The 24,351-nt window shown below is 46.4% G+C and carries 17 protein-coding genes; 7 read left to right on the forward strand and 10 right to left on the reverse strand.

The annotated features are described in order from the left end of the window. Nucleotides 1–47 precede the first annotated feature (47 nt). Nucleotides 48–968, forward strand: a complete 921-nt coding sequence (cysD, locus tag AC0KUT_RS15765; RefSeq protein ID WP_488831348.1) for a sulfate adenylyltransferase subunit CysD — start codon at nucleotides 48–50, stop codon at nucleotides 966–968. Then, nucleotides 968–1,810, forward strand: a complete 843-nt coding sequence (locus AC0KUT_RS15770; RefSeq protein ID WP_488831349.1) for a DUF6671 family protein — start codon at nucleotides 968–970, stop codon at nucleotides 1,808–1,810. The genes cysD and AC0KUT_RS15770 overlap by 1 nt, the downstream gene beginning before the upstream one ends. A 188-nt stretch (nucleotides 1,811–1,998) precedes the next feature. Here AC0KUT_RS15770 and AC0KUT_RS15775 read toward each other — a convergent pair whose 3' ends face one another. Further along, the gene (locus AC0KUT_RS15775; protein WP_488831350.1) at nucleotides 1,999–4,053 is read right to left on the reverse strand and encodes a putative bifunctional diguanylate cyclase/phosphodiesterase; all 2,055 of its coding nucleotides are present in this window, start codon (nucleotides 4,051–4,053) and stop codon (nucleotides 1,999–2,001) included. A 481-nt stretch (nucleotides 4,054–4,534) separates the two neighbouring features. On the opposite strand from AC0KUT_RS15775, the gene purE reads away from it, so the two are divergent. The 4 genes from purE (at nucleotide 4,535) to AC0KUT_RS15795 (ending at nucleotide 7,508) form a co-directional block, all read left to right on the forward strand. Then, the gene (gene purE, locus AC0KUT_RS15780; RefSeq protein ID WP_488831351.1) at nucleotides 4,535–5,026 is read left to right on the forward strand and encodes a 5-(carboxyamino)imidazole ribonucleotide mutase; all 492 of its coding nucleotides are present in this window, start codon (nucleotides 4,535–4,537) and stop codon (nucleotides 5,024–5,026) included. Nucleotides 5,027–5,053: 27 nt separating this feature from the next. Continuing rightward, nucleotides 5,054–6,142, forward strand: a complete 1,089-nt coding sequence (gene purK, locus AC0KUT_RS15785) for a 5-(carboxyamino)imidazole ribonucleotide synthase (protein WP_488831352.1) — start codon at nucleotides 5,054–5,056, stop codon at nucleotides 6,140–6,142. Nucleotides 6,143–6,279: 137 nt separating this feature from the next. Then, nucleotides 6,280–6,972 carry a glutathione S-transferase gene (locus tag AC0KUT_RS15790; RefSeq protein WP_488831353.1) on the forward strand — a complete coding sequence of 231 codons (693 nt, stop codon included), beginning with the start codon at nucleotides 6,280–6,282 and terminating at the stop codon, nucleotides 6,970–6,972. A 146-nt stretch (nucleotides 6,973–7,118) separates the two neighbouring features. Further along, entirely contained in the window at nucleotides 7,119–7,508 is a 390-nt protein-coding gene (locus AC0KUT_RS15795) for a hypothetical protein (RefSeq protein ID WP_488831354.1), read from the forward strand. 63 nt (nucleotides 7,509–7,571) lie between these two features. On the opposite strand, the gene AC0KUT_RS15800 is transcribed toward AC0KUT_RS15795, so the two are convergent. Beyond that, complete coding sequence (locus AC0KUT_RS15800; protein ID WP_488831355.1) at nucleotides 7,572–9,305, reverse strand: phosphate ABC transporter substrate-binding/OmpA family protein; 1,734 nt, start codon at nucleotides 9,303–9,305, stop codon at nucleotides 7,572–7,574. A gap of 151 nt (nucleotides 9,306–9,456) precedes the next feature. Between AC0KUT_RS15800 and chrA the strand changes: the two genes are divergently transcribed. Then, nucleotides 9,457–10,806 (forward strand): chromate efflux transporter, encoded by a 1,350-nt coding sequence (gene chrA, locus AC0KUT_RS15805; protein WP_488831356.1) that lies wholly within the window; start codon nucleotides 9,457–9,459, stop codon nucleotides 10,804–10,806. Between the two features lie 132 nt (nucleotides 10,807–10,938). On the opposite strand, the gene AC0KUT_RS15810 is transcribed toward chrA, so the two are convergent. The 8 genes from AC0KUT_RS15810 to AC0KUT_RS15845 all read right to left on the reverse strand — a co-directional run bounded on the left by AC0KUT_RS15810 (nucleotide 10,939) and on the right by AC0KUT_RS15845 (nucleotide 24,348). Continuing rightward, nucleotides 10,939–11,559, reverse strand: a complete 621-nt coding sequence (locus AC0KUT_RS15810; protein ID WP_488831357.1) for a DUF3617 domain-containing protein — start codon at nucleotides 11,557–11,559, stop codon at nucleotides 10,939–10,941. 238 nt (nucleotides 11,560–11,797) lie between these two features. Then, on the reverse strand, nucleotides 11,798–13,393 hold the full coding sequence (locus AC0KUT_RS15815) for a hypothetical protein (protein ID WP_488831358.1): 1,596 nt from the start codon (nucleotides 13,391–13,393) through the stop codon (nucleotides 11,798–11,800). A gap of 26 nt (nucleotides 13,394–13,419) precedes the next feature. Beyond that, nucleotides 13,420–14,340 (reverse strand): OmpA family protein, encoded by a 921-nt coding sequence (locus AC0KUT_RS15820; protein ID WP_488831359.1) that lies wholly within the window; start codon nucleotides 14,338–14,340, stop codon nucleotides 13,420–13,422. Between the two features lie 117 nt (nucleotides 14,341–14,457). Further along, nucleotides 14,458–16,119 carry a hypothetical protein gene (locus AC0KUT_RS15825; RefSeq protein WP_488831360.1) on the reverse strand — a complete coding sequence of 554 codons (1,662 nt, stop codon included), beginning with the start codon at nucleotides 16,117–16,119 and terminating at the stop codon, nucleotides 14,458–14,460. Between the two features lie 168 nt (nucleotides 16,120–16,287). Beyond that, the gene (gene galA / locus AC0KUT_RS15830; RefSeq protein ID WP_488831361.1) at nucleotides 16,288–19,101 is read right to left on the reverse strand and encodes a beta-galactosidase GalA; all 2,814 of its coding nucleotides are present in this window, start codon (nucleotides 19,099–19,101) and stop codon (nucleotides 16,288–16,290) included. A 208-nt stretch (nucleotides 19,102–19,309) separates the two neighbouring features. After that, complete coding sequence (locus AC0KUT_RS15835) at nucleotides 19,310–22,525, reverse strand: glycoside hydrolase family 3 N-terminal domain-containing protein (RefSeq protein ID WP_488831362.1); 3,216 nt, start codon at nucleotides 22,523–22,525, stop codon at nucleotides 19,310–19,312. A 196-nt stretch (nucleotides 22,526–22,721) separates the two neighbouring features. After that, the gene (locus AC0KUT_RS15840) at nucleotides 22,722–23,567 is read right to left on the reverse strand and encodes a fumarylacetoacetate hydrolase family protein (RefSeq protein WP_488831363.1); all 846 of its coding nucleotides are present in this window, start codon (nucleotides 23,565–23,567) and stop codon (nucleotides 22,722–22,724) included. Nucleotides 23,568–23,619: 52 nt separating this feature from the next. Further along, nucleotides 23,620–24,348: an SDR family oxidoreductase gene (locus AC0KUT_RS15845; RefSeq protein WP_488831364.1), complete on the reverse strand. Its 729-nt coding sequence runs from the start codon at nucleotides 24,346–24,348 to the stop codon at nucleotides 23,620–23,622. Nucleotides 24,349–24,351 lie beyond the last annotated feature (3 nt).

Raw genomic sequence — 24,351 nt, forward strand, 5'->3', positions numbered from 1 at the left:
CCATGCGCCCCCTTTATTCATTGCAATTTACCGAGAGATAAGCCGCCATGTACAACCAAACCCATTTGCAGCAACTTGAAGCAGAAGCCATTTTCATCATCCGCGAAGTAGCCGCCAGCTTCGACAACCCCTGCTTCTTTTATTCGATTGGCAAGGACTCAACGGTGATGCTACACCTCGCGCGTAAAGCCTTTTACCCTGCACCGGTTCCTTTTACCTTGTTGCATGTGGACACCACTTGGGAATTCGCAGAAATGGCGCGCTTTCGCGATGCCATGGCCGCAAAACATCAACTTAAAATATTGGTACACACCAATGAAGAAGCGCTAGTACTGGGCATTCACCCGATCACCTCAGGCTCGGTAAAATACAATGACTTAATGAAAACTCAAGCGCTCAAACAGGCGATGAAACTCTATCAATTTGACGCGGCCTTGGGCGGCGCACGACGCGATGAAGAAAAGTCCCGCGCGAAAGAACGTGTATTTTCGGTGCGCGATGCATTTCAGGGTTGGAACCCAAAAAATCAGCGCCCAGAGCTGTGGAATATTTACAACAGCAATATCGATAAAGGCGAGTCGGTGCGGGTGTTTCCCCTGTCTAACTGGACCGAGCTGGATATTTGGCAATATATCTTGAAAGAAAAAATCGAGCTGGTTTCGCTCTACTTGTCGGCAGAGCGTTTGAGCTGGATAAGCGACAACGGCGGCCAGTATTTAATTTTGGACGACGAGCGCATGCTGCCATTTTTGAGCGAGCGCGAACGCGGCACCCTAGCTCATCGCCCCTTGCGTTGCCGCACGCTTGGCTGCTATCCGCAAACGGGCGCTGTGCTGAGTGACGCCACTCAAATTGAAGATATTATTCAAGAGTTAGTGCGCAGCAAAACCAGCGAGCGCGAAGGCCGCATGCTCGACAAGGATCAAGTTGGGTCTATGGAAAAGAAAAAACGCGAAGGCTACTTCTAATGAAAACACGCTTTTCAAACAGCCAATTTGCATTGCTAACGCGCCACGGAAAAGAACAAATACTCGCACCCTTACTCGCCACGCAATTAGACGCAACACTGGTACTTACACAAGATTTTGACACTGATGCGCTGGGTACTTTTAGTGGCGAGATTGAGCGCAAACTCAACCCAAAAGAATGCGCACTTAAAAAAGCACAATTGGCCTGTGAGCTCACTGGGCTCAACCTAGGGCTCGGCAGCGAAGGCAGCTTTACACCCAGCCCCTATGGCTTTGGAATTGCCAATCACGAATTGATTGCCTGTGTCGACATTCAATCGGGCTGGTCGCTGATTGGGCACCATTACAGTTTTAGTAGCTCCCGCGCCCAAGTGATTCACAACGCGCAAGAACTCTTTAAATTTGTCGCGAGCACGCCCGCCAATCAAGGCTTAATGTTGCGCAGCCCTGCGGGTATCGCAAAGGGGCTTTATGGGCTTAACGAGATAGAGGAACATTTAACACATTGGTTTGGCAGTTATGGATTGCTTGGCTCAGCGTTTGAGCAAGAGCTTGTTATCAGCGACGACCTACGCGCGCATCATTGCCCAGAGCGTCGAGGGAACATCCGAAAAGCCATGGAAAATCTCATCGCACGCTTGCTATCGCCCTGCCCGCGTTGCAACACACCCGGCTTTTGGCCAGACCAAGCGCACTCGGGCTTACCTTGCCGCGATTGTGGCAGCCCAACCCATGGCATCAAGGCACGCAGGGCTCATTGCGCCAACTGCCACCTTGAGCAAAACTTTCCCACTGCAGAGGCAGCGGCAGACCCCAGCCACTGCCCTGTTTGCAACCCCTAGAACGTTCTAAGCCGCATACACACAATGCTTCATGCAAAAAGAGACCAACTCCAGAGCCAGCCCAATAAATGCCAAAATTCTCAGCGCCAATGAACCGCATGAGCTTGCACACGCAGCGCCGCCACCGCAAACACCTGAATGGAGAATGTGAACGATTGCTTGTGACCACACGAAAAAAATTAAACCAACTACTGCTTGGGTGGCAGCAAGACCACATTATTGAGCTTCTGTAAAAAATCGTTCCAAGGAATGGGTTTAGACATAAAGAAACCCTGGACATAGCCGCAGTGCTGTTGCAGCAAATATTGATACTGCTGCTCAGTTTCTACGCCTTCGGCAATAACACTTAAGTCGTAGGAACTCGCTATAGCTAAAATCACATCAACCATAGTCGTGCCACCGCCACCCAACTTATCAATTTGCCCAATAAAGGCGCGATCAATTTTGAGGCAGTTAACGGGATAGTTAAGCAGCTGGTTAAACGCGGTATAGCCGGTACCAAAATCATCAAGCGATAGGGTTACGCCTAAGGATCTAAGCTCATTCAGCAGTGCAATGCTCTGCTCATCAACATTCACCAAACTCGTTTCCGTCAGCTCCAACTCGATACATTCAGGGTTTATATTGTAGCGTTTCAACAACAGCTTAACCTGTTTAGGAAAATGCTGATTAACTAACTCTAACGCGGAAATGTTGACGCAAAACGTAAGTTGCTGCGCAGCAATAAGATCGGGAATTTGACTAATTGTTTTGAAGCACTCCTCTATCACCCAGGCATCTATATCGCGAATTAAACCATACTCTTCCGCTATAGGTATAAACACATCGGGGCCTATCCCCTCCAACTCAGGCAAGGTACAGCGCAATAATATTTCAGCACCACGCACACGCAAACCCTCACTGTGATAAATAGGCATAAACAAAATTTCGAAGCTTTTATGCTCTATGGCACCACGCAAAACACCTGATACCTTTTTACGAAACATGACATCTTCTAAGACATCCTGATCGAATATTTTAAATTGATTCTTCCCGCTTTTTTTGGAGTGATACATCGCGGAATCAGCATGACTCATGAGCACCTCAGGCACATTAATATCACCAGAACTGCGCGCTATACCGATACTGGCATTGACCTTAACCTCTATGCCATCGACTATCAGCACCTGCGAGAAGCGTGAAATTAAGCGGCTGGCTATTTCTATTACTTGAAAATCATTAATGTCACAAATGATCAACGCGAACTCATCGCCCGATAGTCGCGCCAATAAATACTCCTGAGAGATTGCCTTAAAACTAAATTGCGTCAATTCAGCCTCTATGGCACTACAAAACTCACACAGCAAGCCATCGCCCACCAAATGACCGTAACTATCGTTAATTTTTTTAAAATCATCTATGTCGATATAAAACATACACAGGCTTTTCTTTTGCGCCTTGCCAAGAAAATACTTATTTAAATACTCATTCAGCCCACGCCTATTGATGATGCCGGTTAAGGCATCACGGTTAGAGATTGTTTTTAAGGCCGCATGCTGTCGCCGCAACATATAGATGGTCGTCACCAACCACAGCACCAGCAAAAACTTCAGCAATGTCTCTTCCGCAAACAGGTGCCCCTGCAGCACCAATTTTTTAATATGGATTGAATAGTCCCCAGGCACCTTAACAAGTGCTGTTTCTATTTCAATTAAAGGCACATTGCTAATATCAAGCTGCGCATCTTCATAACTTATTTTATATTCTTCAATCCACCAACTTGCCACTTGGAATGAACTGATCGGAATGGGTTTTGCCAGCACACTAGGCGTTGGCACAAACTGAATTGAGTTGTACTTATAAGACGAAGGTTTGTCGACTGAAGAATAATGATCATTATAATTGCGCAACATAAGGCGCACGGGCGAATCGGCTACGGGGCTTTGAAAATCGATATCCACTAACACATTGACATAACGGCTGAGATCCATGCCAAAAGAAGGGTTTTCGTGGAGCTTTATCGTTACACCACAATACTTGTAACTTTCCGCATCTCCAATTTTACAACTCAGTAATAGCGTCTCATTCTCATACTTGATGGCAGCGCGAGACGTTCCATCGGTGTTGGTAACGTGTACAAATTTATTGGCTGCTGCCAACACATTAAACGACGTATTAAATGCACCTGCACGATGCAATGCAATACTCGCGATTGAAACCAGCAGGAGCAAGACCAGAATCTTTACATTTACTTCAGCTTTCAAAATGGCTCCCTAATTACAGGTCATACTTATTATTTGGTTTTTATAGGATGGCACCTGATGAGTGCTACCGCCATTCATCACAACAATTTCTTAAACACGTAAAATCAGTTAAACCAAATTAATATAATTTTTTGTTAGCAAACCAAATACGCAATGCGTATCTCTATCCCCAATGCCTCCTCAATTAACGTCTCTAATTAACGCTTCCAATTAACACTTCAAAACTACTACAAACCACAACGACGAAGATAGCCCTAAACGAAGAGTTTTTACCTTCTCATACCACTATAAAAAAACCCGTCTAATTAGGCATTTTTGCATAAGCCCTCAAGGAGCCTATCAAGACACTTATATAGACACTTAAATAGACCCGAAAAATCCCCCAGAAAACCGAGTTCTCGGGGCATCATTTACTCGACAATCATAACTTTATGATAAGATGCGCGCCTTTTTTCTGATTGATGACCATTTGGGCAAGACTATGGCAAGAAAAGTAGCAGTGATTATGGGCTCCAAAAGCGATTGGGCCACTATGCAAGCGGCAGTAGACGTATTGGAGCAAATGGGAGTGGAATATCACACTGAAGTGGTTTCAGCGCATCGCACGCCCCATAAGCTCACTGAATTTGCCGAGTCTGCCGTTGCCAACGGCTATGCCGTCATTATTGGTGGCGCCGGTGGCGCTGCGCACTTACCCGGCATGGTTGCAGCTCATACACGCTTGCCTGTACTGGGCGTTCCCGTACAAAGCAAAGCCCTAAGCGGCGTAGATAGCCTTTATTCCATCGTTCAAATGCCTAAAGGCGTTGCGGTAGGTACTCTGGCGATAGGCGTTGCGGGTGCATTTAATGCAGGCCTTCTCGCCTGTCAGATTCTCGCGGTGACAGATCCCGCACTTGCAGTCAAAATTGAGCAGTTCCGTCAAGACCAAACACAGTCTGTATTGGACAATCCCGATCCACGCGATCAGTAATCCCCTCTTAATAGTTCGGTGTTTCGCATGAGCCAGAGTCAACGTATTTGGGTTTTGGGGGCAGGCCAATTGGGTGCCATGCTAAAGCACGCGGGCATGCCGCTCGCGCTCGATGTTTGCCCTATCGATATCAATGAAGCCCAAGCGCCCGACCTGCGTGCAGAGGATATTGTGACTGCAGAGCGCGAACAATGGCCGGAAACGCTGGTCACTGAGGCGCTGGCGCAACACCCGCGCTTTATTAACCAAAATGTGTTTGGCCTGCTCGCGGACCGTAAAACACAAAAAGAACTCATTGATTCTCTCGGTTTAGCGACTGCACCTTGGCGCAATGTCAGCAATGACATCTCCGCCAATGAACTGCGCGACCAACTGGGCGAACGCGTACTGCTTAAACGTCGCACCGGCGGTTATGATGGCCGCGGCCAACACTGGCTGCGCACCGATGATGACCAAGTGCCCACCGACTGGCAGGGCGAAGCTATTGCTGAGCAGGCTATCAATTTCGATGAAGAAGTCTCGCTTGTAGGTGTGCGCAATGCCCAAGGCGAATGCGTGTTTTATCCGCTCACGCTGAATCTCCACTTAAACGGCATTCTCTACGCTTCCATCGCCCCGCTCACTCGCCTTGCCCAGCTCCAAGCCGAAGCCGAAGCCATGCTCAGCAAGCTATTAAATGCGCTGGATTATGTAGGCGTTATGGCCATGGAAACCTTCCGTTTGGGCGACCAATTACTCATCAATGAATTAGCACCGCGCGTGCACAACTCCGGCCACTGGACCCAAGCGGGTGCGAGCATCAGTCAGTTCGAATACCACCTGCGCGCCGTGGCGGGGATGGCAACGCCCAAGCCGCAAATTCTCGGGCAAAATGTGATGATCAATTTGATCGGCACCGACTACAACCCCAACTGGTTAAACCTGTCTGCTGCGCGCACTTACTGGTATGGCAAAGAGGTGCGCCCGGGGCGCAAAGTGGGCCATATCAATCTTGTCAGCCAGAATGTGGCAGAATTACAGCAAACCCTACAAGACTTAACACCATTTTTGCCTGATGCCTTCTACAATGAAGCCATAGCTTGGAGCCTAAATGCCCTAGCGGTAGAAACGCCTTAAACCCTTTTTAGGTTCCAGGCCTAAGCTGCAGTCAAAAAAACGACATAGCGCCACACCACAAACCCAAACGGCGTGCACAACTATTGATAGCCTGCATAGCGACTAAACTATGCTGGGGGGATTAAGGAGAACCTAAGATGCTAAAGCTGCATATCACCAACAAGAACTACTCCTCATGGTCACTGCGGCCTTGGGTATTGATGCGCGCGGCTGAAATTCCCTTTACCGAAGAGCTCCACCCCTTTCCTGCCAGCGGTGCCGGTGAACTATTTAGGCAGTTTGCACCCAATAGCAAGGTTCCATGCCTTGAGGATCAAGGGCTGGTGATATGGGATTCACTCGCCATCACTGAATACCTCGCTGAAAGCTATCCTCACATTTGGCCGCAGGACAAAACTGCACGCGCTTGGGCGCGCAGTGCCTGTGCGGAAATGCACTCTGGTTTTAATGCCTTGCGCACACAGTGCGGCATGAGCTGCGGTCACCGTATTGCAATGCATCAAGTGGATACTGATCTTGAGCGTGACCTAACACGTATTGACGAACTCTGGTGCGATGGCCTTAAGCGTTTTAACGGCCCCTATCTCGCGGGTGCAGCATTCAGCGCTGCGGATGCGTTTTTCGCTCCCGTTGCGCTGCGTATACAAACCTACAACCTTCCACTCAGCAACGCCGCGCGCATTTACCAACAGCACCTTTTACAGCATCAGGCTGTCCAAGCTTGGTATAAGGCTGCACTGCAAGAAACCTGGCGTGAAGCTGCACATGAGCAAGAGGTTTTATCGGCAGGAAAATTACTTGCCGACCTTCGCATCCCTTTCGCTCCCTGAAACAATTTAATTGCGACCATGCACTAGAAACTTATACGTAAAAACACCAAACGTTGAACCCTAAATTAAATGAACTAACACTGCTGATAACAATATTGCGCTGCTTTGAACACCAATCAACACACAATTTCAGGCCGGGAAAAAACATGCGTTACAAGCTCGACATCACGCCACATGAATTTTACATACACATCAAGGTCAGCGATTCCGGCACCTTCACTAATGCTATTGATGGCTGGAAGGAAATTATTGATACCTGCCACAAATACAATTGCTATAACGTTCTCGGCGAGCAGCATATAAGCACAATTCTCTCCACTCTCGATGCACTCACCTTTCCCGATATGGTCAAACAGGCGGGGCTCACCTCAAAGTTTCGTATCGCCTGGGTCGACACCAATCCACGCACGCGCGAAACCACGACCTTTATTCGCAACTTGCTCTCATCGCGCTCTATGATAAATGGGCGGCTGTTTAAGAATGTGGACGACGCAAAAAAATGGCTACTAACGCCCTTCTCTCAAACTAAAACATAACGGCGCCTCAACCATAAAGACTCCGTTATATTTCAAGTAGTTTTTATCCCCTGGTAACAGCTGCTAGAGCATCCACACTTCTACACGTCGGTTCATATGTTGCCCTTCAGGTGTTTTACTGCTCGCCAAGGGCGCAAGCTCCCCCATACCTTTAGCAATCAATGGATAAATACCGCGCTCTATCAAAAACTCTTCAACTACCTTGGCACGACGTAGGGACAGCTCTAGATTTTGTTGGGCATCACCCTCGCTATCGGAAAAACCAAAGAGTTGCACGCGCTTAGGCGAATTCACTTCTACATACTTAACCAAACGCTCTAGATCGCTCATACCCTTAGTATCCAGCTCATCACTACCATCCTTAAAACGGAAGTTAATCGACAGACGTTGCGAGCGCAACGTAAGGTCACGCATCTCACTCGGATAAAAACTCGTATTGAAGGGCTGACCCGTTTTAATGTTTTGTGAAACCAAGCCTATATCTTCCACAATACTCTGACCGCGCTCTGTTGCAGTAAAACGCACAAAATCTTGCGCATCGCCGTTAGCATTTTTTTGCGGCATATAAAAATATAAACGGCGCGATAGTGCGTAATCTTCCGTACTCACCGTAAAGTGAGTCGGCATAATCGCCTTAGATTTTTTGGTGGGAGAAATAGCTAACAATTTCGCTCGGCGAACATAGGGCAAACCAATAAAACCTATACCCCCCTCATCCTTTGCCACAGAATCTGATAACAAACTGCTCGACTCATAGCGCTTAGCCTGCGACGACAAACTCGCACCTTTCGGCTCAAGCACCATGCTTTTAAAGGAATCCCAAGTACCCGAATTCTCATCGCGTGCAAATAATGTAATGGGGACCTCTCTGCCGCCCAATTGCTGCCAATTTGTGTATTCACCCGAAAATATTTTAACAAGTTGCAGCAAAGACAGTGACGACACAGGATTATTCGCATGCACAATAATTGCCAAACCATCTAAACCAATCACCTGCTCGCTATTAGGATCACTTAAATCACCCTTCGATTTCATTAAGGATTCACGTTCTTGATCCTTAATGCGCCGCGATGCCATCCCCATATCCGTCTTATCATTTAACAAATCAGCAAAAGCCGTGCTGGAACCATGAGCCTGAATTTCCACATATTCAATACGCCCATCTAACTCAGCACTAATATTTTTCTCTGCAGGGTTATTACTCTGCTCGGTTTTAATATTTGTCGCACCGCGCGCCATAAAGTAAGATTCCACCAAGCGCGGCGCTAATTTTTCCCCCACAGTATTGGAACCATGCAAACGAAATAGTGGTTTAGTGGCGCGCGCCAAACCATCTTGATTTAGGTAAGACTGACGCTGAGCAGGCGACTTAATCGCCGATTGAATTTGTGCCTGAGTTAAAGCCTGCAGGACAAATACATCGCCTGCATTTAACGGCAAGAATGAGCGCAGCATATAGCCCGCCATAAAGACAATGAGTCCCAAGGCCATCACCGACAAACGAGTCAATTTAAGATGCTTACTACTTTTCTTTTTTAAACTCAGCGAATCGCCACTGTGATTGGAGGAGACGATTTCATCCTCCATATGTCGCACATCCCACACCAGCGCTGTCAGTTCTTCATTTTGAACGCTCAGCGCTCGCTCTAATAATTCTGCGCGGTACTCTTCATCCTTTAACACCATATTAAGCGGAATGTGCATATTCAAATGCCCTTCACACAACCGCTTTAAATTCCATAATTTATCAACCAGCGCCACATTGTAATGCATATGTTTGTGGGATTTCGGGGACATAATAACTCTCGGAGACCTTAAAGGAGCGGGCACTATAGGAAGGCTTTGTGACAGTTAAATGACAATGTCGCATCACAAATGCTCTTTGTGAAAGTGATTAGCCTCCGGCAGAATGCCGCTCTCAGTTCACAACCGAAATACTCAGGTCGTTATGCCAACACCACAGAATCAGATTGCTCCGCTCACACTTAGACGCGCACTGAGCTTTTGGTTTAAGCTCGGCTTTATTAGCTTTGGCGGCCCAGCAGGGCAAATTGCCCTCATGCATCAAGAGTTGGTAGAGCGACGACGCTGGATTTCTGAAGCGCGCTTTCTCCACGCACTCAACTACTGCATGCTGCTACCCGGGCCCGAGGCACAACAGCTCGCCACCTATATTGGTTGGCTACTGCATCGCACCTGGGGCGGCATAGCCGCCGGTGTTCTCTTTATACTACCCTCACTTTTTATATTAATTTTATTAGCCTGGGTCTATTTGGCCTTTGGCCACACCAGTTTAATTGCCGGTATTTTTTACGGCATTAAACCCGCCGTCGCCGCTATAGTCGTGCAAGCAGCCGTGCGTATAGGCGCGCGCAGTTTAAAAAATTATTGGTTGATGGGGTTGGCCGCCGCGGCCTTCGTGGCGATTTTTGTCGCACACCTCCCCTTTCCACTTATTATTTTTTGTGCCGCCGTTATTGGCTGGCTCGGCGGAAAATATACTCCCCATATTTTTACCGCCAGCGCCCATCACCAAGCTAAACAAATGGACTATGGCCCCGCGCTTATCGACGATCACACCGCCAGAGCCGAACACACACACTTTCACTGGCAACGCTTAAGCATGGTATTACTAGCTGGCGCGCTGCTCTGGATAATTCCCATGCTAGCGCTGGGTATGGGCTTTGGCTGGGATCACGGCTTCACCCATATGGCTTGGTTTTTTACCACCGCCGCGCTCTTAACTTTCGGCGGCGCCTATGCGGTATTACCCTATGTCTACCAAGGTGCAGTCAATCACTACGGCTGGCTTAGCCCAGCGCAAATGATGGATGGCCTCGCGCTCGGCGAAAGCACACCGGGGCCACTGATTATGGTAGTTGCCTTTGTCAGCTTTGTTGGCGCCTACAATCAAGCTTTTCTCGGCAGTGACTCGCTCATTCTTGCGGGGATCATTGCAGCAACCCTGGTAACCTGGTTCACATTTTTGCCGTCGTTTATTTTTATTCTCGCAGGCGGCCCACTGGTGGAATCCACACAACACAACAGCAATTTCACCGCACCCCTCACCGCCATTACCGCTGCTGTTGTAGGTGTTATTTTTAATCTCGCACTTTTCTTCAGCTATCACGCGCTCTGGCCAAAAGGTAGTGCGCAGGGCTGGTTCACACAAGTGGATTTAATTGCACTCGCTCTTGGCATAGCCGCCAGTGTGCTGTTGTTTTATATAAAGATGAGTGTGATGCGCGTACTGGGGATTTGTGCAATTTTGGGTATCGCAATTCACTGGTTTGTTTAACAACAAAACATGGGGGGCGTAAGAAGAGAGATTTGAAAAAACATTGACAGGCAGGATGGGCCAATTAGAAAACAACATAGCCCCTTGACCAAATCACCTCAGGGCAATATTGCCCTGAGGTATTAAACACTTCTATTTATCCGGCTTAATTGTGCCGCAATCACTACCCAGCCAAGTGCCTACCATGGAAATCTGCATAACCTGCGGCTTACCCTCAACAACATTCGTCACAGTTCCCTTGCCCGTGTAGTGCTTGGGCGAGTCGAAGATAATTTCCATTTCACTGGAGCCATCGCCACCCTTACAGGCCTGCGTAGACTTAAAGTGATTGGCTTTTACTTGCTTAATAATTGACGTGCAGTCGCCTTCAATTTCACCGAATTCACCGCGATCAATCTCAGCTTGAGTGACACAACTTTTTGCCACAGTGCCTTTATCAGAAATATTAACTTGCCCATTTTGGAAACTAACACCATCCTCCTTCAATGACATCCCCGACTGCGCCATCATAGCTTCCATTTGCTTGCGCTGTTCCGCAGGCATGCTCGCCATCTGCTTTTTCATCTCTTCCATGGCCTGGGTCATTTGCGCTTTTTGAGCTGCCGCCATCTTTTGCCCAGCATCACCCACCAGCTCCATTTTGTTCTCCCACAGACCTGGTTTCATATCTACTTTAAAACTTTCGGCGAAAACCATGTTGCTACAGGCCAAAATAATCATGCCCGTCATGCATATCACTTTTTTAATAGCCATTACATTCAAACTCCTAGATTAGGGATTAAAGAAAATTCAAAAAAATCAACATTAAATAAATATCATCGAGCGCAGTGATTAAAAGCCCTAGCCAAGAACAGGTTAGGCAAGCTAAGTCGCTAGTGCAGGACGGGTAAAATAAGCAGCCCTTCTGTCACGCAGTAGCGCTAAGCGAATCAAGCTTTTACATCTCAGTAACGCTACCCAAACACAAAACTAGCAGATCTTTCAATATCGTCTAATTTATTGAGGCCTCCGCATCAATAGTAACTGATTTATGCTTAATAGCTTTATCATACAGCGAGACACTTGTGTGCCCTGAGTACACACCTGATAGATCCACTATGTTAACAAAAAAATCTGACCCATATAAATGCTCAAAATTAGTAACCCTTTGCTCGAGTCGTCTAATAAAAACAACGCCATCCCCAGGGCCATCGGTATAAGTATCGCTTAAAACCAAAAACAATTTACCTGATTGAACAACCTCATCCGGAACGGTTTCGTCTATAGCTACCGAAGCAGTTTTGTCTGCTATACGCAGACTCATTTCCAATTCGAACCCTTGCCCAAAACTATCTTCAGAATCATTAATTTCATCAATTAATTGAGGTATAGCCTCAAGTCTAATTCCATCTTCTTTAAAATCAATTATCTGCTTTGCTTTTTCCCAATCCTCTTGCGAGAGCGTAATAGTTTTTCCGTCATCGCTAATCTGCGCATTGGCTTCGCCAACAATATCATTCGAGTGGAGGCGCAAAAAAGTGAAGGTGAATGGTGTTTTAATTTTTATGTCAGAATTCAAAAAATTAAGTTGAATCACCGGTGGCCCAAAAACATCATCAATTAAATGATGAACACCGCCGGTATTCATGGTCGCCCCTTGAAGATACCTATCAGCCATTATTGGCGCCTCATCAACATAGTCATCATATCTAATATTTTGCACAAAGGACTTAAAACGTGTAGCAGAATAGATATTCTGCGTTATGGTGTAATCCTCGCCAGAATCAGATACAACATGAAAACTAATTCCAATCATCTGATCGCCTCTCGGCATACTATAATTATTGGGCGCTGGAGCAAGAATACGCAACACATCCCCATCAACGCTAAAGTTAACCGACTCACCCGACACTTGAGTTACAGTAAATTTTTCACCACCAAAGGGCTTAGATGCCCCATTGAGATCCCAAGTAATTAATTGACCTGCCTCCACATCCATTTCGGCAGACCGCATTTTGTCATCATCAATAATATTGATGCCATTATTAACGGGCAGGCTAACTCGTTGACCGGCAGATTCCAGAATTAAATACCAGTTCGCCTCTTGGACTCCTTCAGGTTTATTATCGACATAACTCTCTAGTTGAATAGTAAACTCGCTCGCTCCTTTGGGTAGAGCTACTTTAGAGCTAGGCAATATTTTCCCAGGGAAAATACCCGTACCAAATTGAGCATTAACATCTACCTCTATAACTGCATCTTCCACCAAAGGCTTATCAAAATGGAAGGTTACCGGAAGAATTTTGTTGGGCTCTGGCTCTGAACCCTCTAGATACTCCAACTTATCCACACTGATGGTGTAATTAGGAAGGCGCACTTTAGGTGCAGACTCACTGACGGCAGAAGACGATGAAGCCATTTCACTTTTGCTGCTAATCTCGCCTAGACTGATATTTACCAACGTTCTTGTCTGGCCTGATGAACCCGAACCAGAATCACTGCAACCTACCGACACCAAAAGCCCCGCTGTAACAAGACTATTAATCGCCAAATTCCATATACATGCCATAACAACCCACATTATTTCTTTAACTAAAAATACAGCCATGACAAACGCCATGAATTAAAAACACTTTACTGCTGCACAAGCTCCACACGCCTATTTTTTGCTCGACCAAACTCGCTAGAGTTTGCGCCTAGGGGCGACAACGAACCAACACCATAGGCGCGCAAACGATTTTTATCGACTGCATACTCTTCCGTCAGCTTGCGGAGAACTGCCTGAGCACGCTGTTCGGATAAGCGCATATTTTTTGAAAAGTCGCCAGTGCTATCGGTATGACCCACTATGTATAATGTTAATTTATTATCGGCGCGTAAAACCTTGTCAATGGCACTCAACGCTTCACCTGACTCTGGTTTTATTGTTGCATTACCTACATCAAAATAAATACCGTAGACTTCTACCTTCCCATTTTCTTGAAGCCCTTTTTCAATGTCTTTCTCCGATACTTTGAGCGGAACAAATGTCTGCGTTTTTTCTTCTAAAATCAAATAATAGATGAAGTGATCCTCATTTAATGAGGATATAACAACTGCTACATGCTGTACGCCTGATGCAGCTTTACGAGTCATATACAAATATTCCGGCGCAAGCACAATCATGAGCGGCGCATTTTTCACAATAATACGTTCAAGCTCCGCTTTAATTGGGTTAATAGCATCATCACTCAAGCTTGCTTGCAACAGAAAACCAGACGCTTTTAATGAATACTGTATATTACGGGCCAAGGCTAAAGCCGTTGTAGCCTGCTTTAGCTGGTAATAAATTTGTGTAAGGCGCCCCTCTCGGGTAATTTTATGAATAGTGTTTTTGGCATCCACATTATAAAAATTGAAAGCAGAAAAATCAGCCTCATAAAACGTTTCGATACCTGAGTTTGGAATACGCGATAAAAGAGCATGATCATGCCCTTCCTCTACCGCAAAAACATCATGGGAAAAAGCAGCAATCAACGCTGTAAAAATAATTCCATATTTAATATTCAACGTCATAATCTCCGTATAGGGGAAACCTAGGGTCAATTCAATAAGCTACTATACACAACACATAACACATAAATTGCTACTGCCTTACACTTACTGGCTGCAGCTAACTCACAAGTGTTTTTTCTACCGTTCAGCGTTACTCAGCGCGGCAACCTCTTCCACCGCTAGCGAAACAGATTTGTCTTTATCATCAGGATAAAGTGTGATCATAGTACTCGCCCGATAGTCACCCTTATAATCCACCAATTTCAATTCATATTGACCTGAATGAAAGTAAGTGAGCTTGGTCTCGGGGGCCGACAGCGGAATTAAGCGGGTTACATGATTTAATGCATCTGAGGTTACATCCTTAACCACTATGTAAAATCTATCTTTTTCGATAAAAAGACGACTCTCTATACCAGACAGATTTAAGGAGATTGTTTTAGTGGTGGGCCTAATATTCAAAGTTGGAAATAGAGGCTGACAACGTGATGTTGATGATGTTGACTCACACACCTCAATACTTGGATCAAGTTTGCCTATGCGCATATCTGAAATATACGACTCAAGGATTGGAAAGATTACTGGATTAATTCTTAATGTACGATTATCAGAATCCAATTTATAAGGTCCGACCTTAGTTATATAATCAATTTCCTCTTGCTTAAGATCACTAGGTTCAATCAAGCCAGACAGATTACCAACACCGTTTACACCTAACCTAATTTCATTAGTTGGCAATGTAGTTTTCAATGTCCAGCTAATTTTGCTTAAGTCATTATAAAAATAATTATCCCAAAAGCCATTTAGAATTATATCGGTTATTAAGTAATGCTGTTGTGCATACTCAAAATCTGCTTTGTCGCCGTCCTCTTCGGTATATGACCATCCACCTCTTGAAAAATTATCTATGACATCATAAAGATCCCTATATGCTGGAAAACTAACAGTAAAGCTTGGGTCTCCATTTGAGGGAGTTATGCGAAACACAAAATCTTCAATGCCCGAATTGTCATAGGGTAAAACATTTAAATCGGGGGTTCCTGGCACTAAATAATGTAAGTATTCGTCTTCAATGGTAAATCTGGCTTGGCGCTTCCCCAGCTGCTCCACTTGAAAAGTGCGCCCATCAAATTCCTTTGAACCCATCAAGGAGACTTTGCCATGACTGCCATATTCTGCAGAAACAGCAAAATTCCGAGGTACATCATCATCAATCAAGGTAACCTTACCTTCGACTGGGATAGTTCGCTCATCTATGGCATCAACCATTTTTAATTTGAAGCTATTCTCGCAATTAGCTTCAACATCACTATCAGGATAGGCCTCTAGGGTAAAGTTAACTTTATCCTCGCCCGCCGCCAGTTCCACGGGAAAATCGGGTGCTATAAGCCGTTGCGTAATCCCCGTAGGGCAAGTACTGCGATTTTGATCCACCAGCAAATATAATTTTGTAACCTGAGCAAGCTTTTTATTTAATTGAATGCTAATTTTTAAGCGAGTATATGAGCCATCAGGTTGTGGGGTATTATTTACAAGTGGGTAGCTACCCTCTACCAGTTCGCTATCTGGCATAGTGGCAGAAAATTCATTTGCCACAGAGCTATTTTGCGCAGAACTATTTTGCACAGAACTATGTTGTGCTGAATCAACGGCGCCCCCATCAGTATTTGCGTTACTGCTGCTATCGCCCACACTGGGTGTGACAGCCACATCTGGCCCCGTATTTCCACAGCCAACCAACAATAAGGTCATTATTGTGATCGCAACTGATCCTTTGATTCCCATTCCCAACCTAGTCATGTGTTGATCCAATTCTAAACCCATAAAGTTATAACAATTAATTGAATACCACCATTTTCTACGCCTGTGGCCTCAGTAATACTGGCGACAGAGAGGGGCGTTATAAACGCCTTTAACTTTGCCTAGGCTTAATAACCCATCTAAGTACCACTAGGCGCCCGCTAGCACTTACTTCGTCTGAGCCATAACGCTCGCCTCTGCAGGTGCCAAGCCTTCTGCTGTAGCTTTCAGGGTGATTTCACCTTGCCCACCCGTTGATTGCACAATCACTTGCGCGAGGCCGTTGAAGGCTTTGCGTTTATAGGGGGCAGCAGCTTGCACGACTTTTAGCGTTGCTGGGTGAAACTGAAACAGCCCTTCTCGATCACGCCACTCATCGAAAGGAGCAGCGTCCAAGCGTAATACATTATCCCTTTCTTTTAAACTCAAAGGCGCTAGTAGAATTTCAGTGCGCGCCTGCTCTGGCCCCTTATCTTTATACAGAGGCTTTCCATTGAGTGTCGCGGTTTGCATTTTACCTAAGGCATTTAACAGCAAATGTATTTCCGCCGCTGAACCTAAGGTCGGGCGATCAAAGGTCACTTCAAACTTAACCAGGGTTTTGCTGTCTGCAGGGTTCGGGGCGGTCCACTCCCCTAAATTTTGTGTCCTTATCCGCTCAAGCTCTACATCATTTTCGTGAGAAGAAGGGTTGCCATTGCCAACACCAATAATTTTTCCTGGGCCTGCAACTGAAAAATGAATTTGACTATCGGCGGTCGGCACCACACTACCCTGTGCATCTGTAATTGCTAGATTGATAACGGCAAGATCACGCGCATCCGCCACGATGCTATGCACGTGGGGTGTTAATTGTATGGCGGCCGCTTGCGTAGTGGTAACAACGCGTGCCGATTGGATCAATTCATTTTTACTAAAGCCTTGTGCGCGAAGCTCCCCCGGTACATAAGCTACAGTCCAACTGAGCTGACCATTGCGCGGCATGACTTTTTTACCGAGAGATTTATTATTCAAAAATAATTCAACTTTTTCACTGTTGCTAAACACGACCACATCAATTAACTCACCTTCTCTACCAGGCCAATTCCAATGTGGATAGATATGTAACACAGGTTTATGTGCCCACCAGGCTTGCAAATAGTAAGCGCCATCTTTTGCAAAACCACAGCTATCTAAAATGCCAAATTGTGACCCTACGGCAGGATAAACATAGGGTGTTGGTTCACCGCGATAATCAAAACCTGTCCAATAAAAAATGCCTGCCAAATAAGGCCGTGCTGCATAATATTGCCAACCAACGGCGGCATTAGCACCTGCAGTACCGTCTTTTGCGGGGGCCAAATGGCCCAAGGCTTTATTTTCGACATAGATACCGCGAGTTTGCTGGGTGGTTGTTTCTTCTGTACCAAGCAGAATTTGTTGCGGATATTCCAGATGCTGCTGATCGGGCTTAGCCTGTTTTATGTAGTTAATACCCGCCACGCCAATCTCTGCAGATATACCACCCCAACCACCGCTATTGGCGACTGTATTTAAGCGGCTTGGATCGAGTGAACGCGCAAAGCTCTGCATTTTCTTAGTAATGCGCGCCCCTTTAATATTGCCTTCAATTCCCCACTCCTCATTACCCAGCGACCAGAGAATAATACTCGGGTGATTGCGGTCGCGTTTAATCATGCGCTCGACCGCACTGAGGTGAACATCATTTATGCCCATTAATCGATTTTCATCGATGACTAAAATACCCATGCGATCCGCCAAATTCAACATGGCTGGCGATGGCGGCGCATGGGACGCTCTGTAGGCATTCATCCCTAAATCTTTTAACCGTTGCAAACGATAAGCCATTAAGGCATCGGGAATAGCCGCGCCTACACCCGCGTGATCCTCATGATTGTTGCTACCCTTAAGTTTTATATGTTCGCCATTTAAGAAAAAACCTTCATCGGCGTCAAAGCGAATTGTGCGCACGCCCACAGGTGTTTCATATTCGTCTAACAACTGGCCGGCGCGATTTTCTAAACGCGTGACCAACTTATACAAATAGGGGTTATCGAGTGACCAGAGAATAGGATATTTAAGTTTAAGTTGATCTTGCAGGGTTTGTGTCGCACCGGTTGCCAAGATAGTTTTTTGTTTTTTGGTCTGTGCGACAACCTCGCCCGACGCATCCACTAGCGTTTGCGAGAGCAACAGATGTTCTGCGGGCACATCGGCATAGGCTGAGTTTTCATGTTCATTAATCAAGCTGGTATTGATAGTAATCACCGCTTTACTGTCCGCTAACTCGGTGACAACGGCGGTACCATATTGATCGATATGAACGGGAGTTGTTTTTAATAAATAGACAGCGCGATTTATCCCCGCACCTTCGTAATACCAACCCGCTTCAAAAGAAACATCGGCTCTCACCACAATTACATTTTTACCACCATAATTTAGATAGGGAGTGATGTCATAACTAAAACTTAAATTTCCGTAATCTTCTTCGCCGACAAAAAAACCGTTAATAAAAACCTGCGATTGACGCTGCACACCATCGAATTCAATACGTATGCGCCGCCCAAGATCTGAGGCTGGTATGCTTAATTCGCGACGATACCAACCAATCGAATTTTGTGGGAATTTCGGCCCTACCGTTTTATAACCATGACTTTTACTCGCCGTTGCATCAAACGGCATTTCAACTGCCCAATCATGGGGAACACTCAGCACCCGCCATGCGCGATCATCAAATGCGGGGCTTGCAGGGCCGTCGCCAAAGCCCGTTTTGGCAAGATAGGAAAAGTATCCCGTCCCATGGTTGAAATCTTTGCTGGGGTCTATCGCATTGCCCAACGCAAAGCGCCAGTTATCATTCAATAAAATGCGTTCACGCACCGCACTAGTTTGCGCAGCAGCATTCAGCGCTACCAATAATGAAAACATAACTAAAAGTTGCGCAGCTATACGCTGCAGCATAGAGCCAGAGTGAGATTTCATATACATACCTATATCTCCATTTTTAGAATTCTATAAGGTCGAGCGATCAAGCTATACACTTACTTAAGGCAAAAAAAACGGCGCCTATGACCGCGCCGTTATTTTTTTAAAAGCCACCAAGGTATTGCGCCGAAAAACGTCCAACACCATCAATCTACTTAGTACCCTCAATTTACTTAGCACTCTCCATTTACTTAACATCATCGCGCTACTTAATTTCTAGCAATTTATGTAAGTGCGGCTCTAGCGCTTTAGCCAACAGTTCATAGCCTTTTTCGTGTGGGTGCAATAGGTCTGGCATTATATCGGTGGTTAAAACGCCCTCTTTAGTTAAAAAGGCACTGTTAACATTAACAAAATAAATGCGTTTGTTGTCTGCATACTGCGCAATCAAAGGATTTATTTTTTCATTAATTTGACGTAGTTGTCCGTCAACCGTCGCATCGCGCGGGAAAATAGCCAGCAGCAAAATTTTCGTGTTAGGCAAACGCTGGGTTAACTCTGCCAGTATCGCTTTAATGCCTGCAGCGGTGGTAACGGGGTTCTCATGGCGATGCCCGGTGTTATTAGTGCCGATCATTAATACCGCCACCTTAGGCGCTATGCCATCTACCTCACCATGCTGTAACCGCCAAAGTACATTTTCAGTGCGATCACCACCATAACCTATGTTGAAAGCATTGCGCGGGGCATAATATTTTTTCCAAACTTCTGCGCCCTCTTTTTCCCAGCCTTGGGTTATGGAGTCACCAATAAATAATAAGTCGACTTTTTTACCCTGCGCGTTTAACGCCTTTAAATCGGCAAGCTTTTGTTCATGGCGCGGCAGCCACCAATCTATTGCCCACCATTCATTTAACATATCTGGCGTTACTGATTGAGTCTTGACATCAGGACAAGATTCTACGACTGCATTGGTGGGGCTTTGCATCAACAAGCGTACATTCGCTACGGCAACCTCACCTTCACCACCCACCTCTAACGCGAAAGGCATAGTGACCGTATCAAAATTATCGCCCGCACGCGGGAAGCAACTAAGCGGCACAAAAACCTCTTGCCAACCTTTGCCCGCTTGTGCGCGCGCCTTGAGCGTAAAGGGCACTTGGCGATCGCAATCACCCTGCTGACATTTCATTTTAAAACTGAGCCCGCCCTTACTGAGCTGCAGCACATTTAAATCTAGCGCCAATACACCCTTATTAAGATAGGGTAAAAGATTTAGTGCTTTGCCGCTTTCAAGGGTCAGCCCTGCGCGCCAGGTGTCTTTCCAGGTAAAATGTAATGCATCCTCTTGTACATCTTTATCGCTGGTTTGCACCTTTACATCACCTTTGGGCAAGGCAGCAAAAGCCCCGCTTAAAATTTGTTGGCGCTCATAGTTCTCAATAAAAATATGCCAAGGCTCCAAGGGGCGACGCACATAAAGCTTAATATCTTGCGGCTCACTGCTTGTGATACCTACTACTGCTTCCGGTAGTTTTTTTGCCGTTTTCTTACGCGAAGAATAATTGAGGCCGTAGCCGAGCTTAAACAAAGGTGCGTAGTTTTTATGGTGTTTGTTGAGTTGATCTTGCAGAGGCAACTTAGGCCAAGAGAATGACAAGCTTCCGCTGAAATCATAGCGTGGCTTTCCATCTGCGCGCGCGATTATCACATCGGCAATACCCGCCCCCTCAGAGCCGGGCAACCAAGCGGCTACAAATGCCTGCGATGCATTTAACTCAGGATTCACCCACAGCGGGCGACCAGAAAGGAAAATTGATACTACAGGAATACCTTGGGCTTGAAGTTTTTTAAGTAGCGCCAAACTTTTTTTATCGCCAGCTTCAAACTCAAGTGTATCTCTATCGCCATTGCCTTCTGCATAAGGGTTTTCACCAAACACGACTATAGCCACATCTGGCTTTTGACGATATGCGCCGTCAACTGATAGCTCTACCTTGCCGCCTGCCGCAACGACCGCAGCCTTAATACCCGAAAAAATAGAGGTGGCACCGGGGAAGCGATAGTTTTCTTTGGCATCACTAACACCCTGCCACCAAATGCTCCAGCCTCCCGCCTGCTTGCCTATGTTGTCAGCGCCATCGCCCGCCACCAAAATAGTTTGCTGTGGTTTAAGGGGTAGTAGACCGCCATCATTTTTGAGCAACACCAAACTTTCACGCACTGCCTGCCGCGCTATAGCGCGATGCTCAGCACTGCCCACCAAGGAGGCATCGCCCGCATGCGCGCGTTGCGAAGGTTTTTTATTCCATAAGCCTGCACGCATTTTTACGCGCAGAATGCGGCGCACCGCATCATCTAAGCGCGCCATTGAAATTTCACCGGCTTTAACTTGTGCAAGCGTATTGGCAATCATGGCCTTCCAATCATTGGTAACCATTAAGAGGTCTATGCCCGCGTTAATCGCTTGCGCACAAGAATCATTGGTACAACCGGGAACCTGACCGTGCCCATTCCAATCGCCGACTACCAGGCCATCAAAACCCATTCTATTTTTTAACACTTCCGTTAAAAGGTACTGATTGCCGTGCATCTTCTCGCCATTCCATTCGGAGAAGCTGGCCATGACAGTTTGTACGCCCGCACTTAGCGCAGGCACATATCCCGCATTGTGAGTTTTAATTAATTCTTTTTCGCTAAGGCGCGCATTACCTTGATCATCGCCACCTAAGGTGCCGCCATCGGCGAGGAAATGTTTAGCGGTGGCAATAACCTTATCTTCTGCTAAAAAATTAGCTGAATTTATTTTTCCCTGCAAACCCTCAACCATCGCCCGAGCGTAGCGCGCTACCAGCGCTGGGTCTTCAGAATAACTTTCATAGGTGCGGCCCCAGCGATCATTTTGCGCGACGGCGAGCGTGGGTGCGAATACCCATTCAGTGCCAGTTGTACGCACTTCTAATGCGGTAGCAGCACCAATTTTTTCAATAAGCGCTGGGTTATGCATTGCCCCCAAACCAATGTTGTGAGGAAAGAGTGTTGCACCAACAAGATTGTTGTGGCCGTGTACCGCGTCTGTACCCCAAAAAATAGGAATAGCTTGGCCGCCATCGCGGGTATCCATGGAGGCATCGTATAAACTATCTAGAAAACTTACCCACTCTTGCGGCTGAGCGCCCTCTGCGCGATTAGGCATAGAGCCGCCACCATTAAGCACCGACCCTAGGTGATATTGCTTAATATCCGCAGGGGTAACCGCTTGAATTTCAGCTTGCATGATTTGCCCGACTTTTTCTTCGAGACTCATTTTTTGCAATATCGTTTCAAGTTTGGCATTAAACGCTGCCGAATCTTTAATCGGTGCTTCGAGTTTAGGCCAGAGTTTTAGCGACTCATTCTGCTCTGCAAATACTGTATTATTTGTAGAAAAAAGTGCCGCTGTAATAAGGCATAGGCCTAATAGGTATTTAGGTGTTTTCATGGGTGCGGTTCTCGTAATACGGATTTTTGTAGGCTGGGTTTTTATTATTCATCACTGCTTTATTGTTTGGTGCAGCTTTACCCTACATTACTTTCTTAGGGTGTATTCGATGTTGTACAGAAATAAACTGACTGGCCCCTTCCTAACGCCAGTTAACCAAGCGGTAAAGGAAGGGGGAAAATATTTTAATTTATATTTACTGAGCATTCACAACAGTTTGCTTTTGCACACCTAAGCCTTCAATACCCAGCTCCACTATATCGCCTTGCTGCAAGTAGACCGGTGGCTTTTGGCCAAGACCTACACCGGGCGGTGTACCGGTACTGATAATATCGCCAGGCTGCAGGCTCATAAATTGTGAAAGGTAATGCACCAAAAATGCTGGGCCAAACACCATAGGTGTGGTGGTGCCATTTTGGTACATTTTGTCATTTACCTTTAACCAAAGTTTCAAGTTAAGTGGATCTGCAATTTCATCTTTAGTCACCAAATAGGGGCCAAGCGGGCCAAAACTATCGCAGCCCTTGCCTATATCCCATTGGCTGCTGCGCTCCAATTGAAAATTGCGCTCGGACACATCGTTAACAACGCAGTAGCCCGCGACATAATCCATGGCATCTTCCAGTGGAACATAACTGGCGTGCTTACCTATCACTAAACCCAACTCCACTTCCCAATCTAATTTGGTGGAGTTGCGCGGCTTAATAATATTGTCGTTGGGGCCGGTGATAGCACTCGTCGCCTTCATAAAAACTACAGGCTCTTTTGGTACTGGCAGGCCGGACTCTGCCGCATGATCAGCATAGTTAAGGCCAATACAAATAAACTTACCTACCTGATTAACACAAGGACCGAAGCGAACCGCCGCATCCACTTTGGGTAGTGCGGTTAAATCGAGCGTAGCAATTTTTTGTAGCGATTCAGCACTGAGTGCAGCACCATTAATATCGCTTACCACACCCGACAAATCGCGGATATTACCTTCCCCATCCAATATGCCGGGGCGCTCTTGTCCGGGGTTGCCATAGCGAAGTAGTTTCATAGATGTTCTCTCCCAATCTATTCAAAAAAAATGTGAACAATATGCGCGGGGATTAATTGCTCCAACCGCCATCAATAATATTAATAGTGCCAGTGGTAAACGCTGAAGCATCACTCGCCAAATAAAGTGCTAGCTCAGCCATTTCACGGGCAGTACCTAAACGCCCCATAGGCTGGCGCGCAACAAAATTTTTGTAGGCGGCTTCATAGTCACCGGTGGCGTGTAGGCGCTGTTCGAGCGAAGGCGTTTGTACTGTGCCTGGGCATATTGCATTGCAGCGCACACCTTGGGTCATAAAATCTGCCGCGACGGCCTTGGTTAAGCCGATTACGGCAGCCTTGGTCATGCCATAGGTAAAGCGGTTTGGTGCGCCCTTAATAGAGCTGGCGACTGACGACATATTAATGATAGAGCCACCACCCTTGGCAAGCATCGCAGGCAGAAAAGTGCGAATCATGCGATACATGGAAGTGACGTTGAGATCAATCGAAAAATCCCACTCTTTTTCATCACAGTCGAGAATGGTGCCGTTGTGTACATAGCCTGCACAGTTAAATAGGATATCTACAGCACCGATTTTTTCGCTCAGCGCACGCACTTCTTCACTGTTGAGCACGTCGAGCTCATAGGTTTCGCACTCTGTTAGCTCGTTGAGCGCAGCAATATTAATGTCCGTGGCTATCACGCGCGCGCCTTCAGCGGCAAACAGTTCGGCGCTCGCGCGGCCTATGCCTTGTGCAGCTGCAGTGATGAGTGCAGTCTTGCCTTCAAGTCGCTTCATAAT

It is taken from the genome of Cellvibrio sp. 25HG11W-0 (assembly GCF_057815475.1).